Source organism: Streptomyces sp. 13-12-16 (genome assembly GCF_002114215.1).
Classification (GTDB): domain Bacteria; phylum Actinomycetota; class Actinomycetes; order Streptomycetales; family Streptomycetaceae; genus Streptomyces.
In genome coordinates this window covers 1-998 of record NZ_NCTE01001013.1, presented here as the reverse complement: position 1 = coordinate 998, position 998 = coordinate 1, and the positions used below count along the sequence as shown (strand labels likewise).

1 protein-coding gene is annotated in these 998 nt (G+C 78.5%); it reads left to right on the top strand.

Going from position 1 to position 998, the window contains the following annotated elements:
• Positions 1-840, top strand: an 840-nt coding sequence (locus B7767_RS34205) for a PQQ-binding-like beta-propeller repeat protein (RefSeq protein WP_179167403.1), incomplete at its 5' end; no start/stop codon positions are given.
• Positions 841-998 lie beyond the last annotated feature (158 nt).

The following is a 998-nucleotide window of genomic DNA, read 5'->3' as shown; positions in this document are numbered from 1 at the left end:
GGCGGCCGGGGGGCGCTCGCCCCCGCCACGGGCGAGCCGGTGTGGCGGGAGGACCCGCCCGAGTACGACGGGGTGCGGGCGGTCGGTGGCATGCTCCTGCTCACCCGCTCCGACGGAACGGTCACGGGGGTGGACGGTGCCTCGGGCGAGACCAGGTGGTCCCGCCGGATTCCGGGGCAGGCCGTGCCGTACTTCTCCTCGTTCGCCGGGGAGTCGGAGGAGTCGGGCGAGCCGTCGGCGTACGCGGCCGGTCCGTCCGGGGACGGGAGCGGGACCCGGGTCACCGCGGTGGACCCTGCGACGGGGGACGTGCGGTGGGACGCGGAGCTGGAGGGGGACCTGACGCCCGTGGGGGCGACGGCGGACGGGGCCGTGTACCTCGTCGCCGGCGGCGCCGTGTACGGGGACGCGAAGGCCGTGCTCCGCTACACGCCCGGCACCGGGGCCGTCCGCCGGGTGACGCTGCCCGTGCCGGTCGCGCAGGCGGAGACCGGCGTGCACGGGGACACCGTGTACCTGATGGGCGCGGGCGGTTCGCTGGTGGCCGTCGACATGGCGGCGGGGAAGCAGCGGTGGCGGCTGGAGACGGGCGTGAGCCGGGGCTCGGTGCCCGTCTCCGACGGGCGGCACGTGTACGTCACCGCTCCCGACGGGCGGCTGCTGGGCGTCGACGCCCGCGAGGGGAAGCTCCTCGGGCAGACCCGGCCACGGCTCGGCGCGGAGTCCGACCGGATCCCCGCCGCGCTGCCCGAGCCCGTGCTCGCGGGCGGCCACGTCTACGCCGGGGCGCCCGACGGGGCGGTGTTCGGGGTGGCGGGGCGGGACCCGGAGCGCTGGTAGGGACGGGCGGGCCGGACCGGGTCGGCCGTACGAGCGGGGTCCGGGAGCGTACGGCCCCATCGCCCCGCAGCCGGACGCTCGTACAGCACGTACGAAAGCCCACCGGGCGCGCCCGTACGTGAGCCCGCCGGGGCGTCGCGCGGGGCGCGCGGGATCCG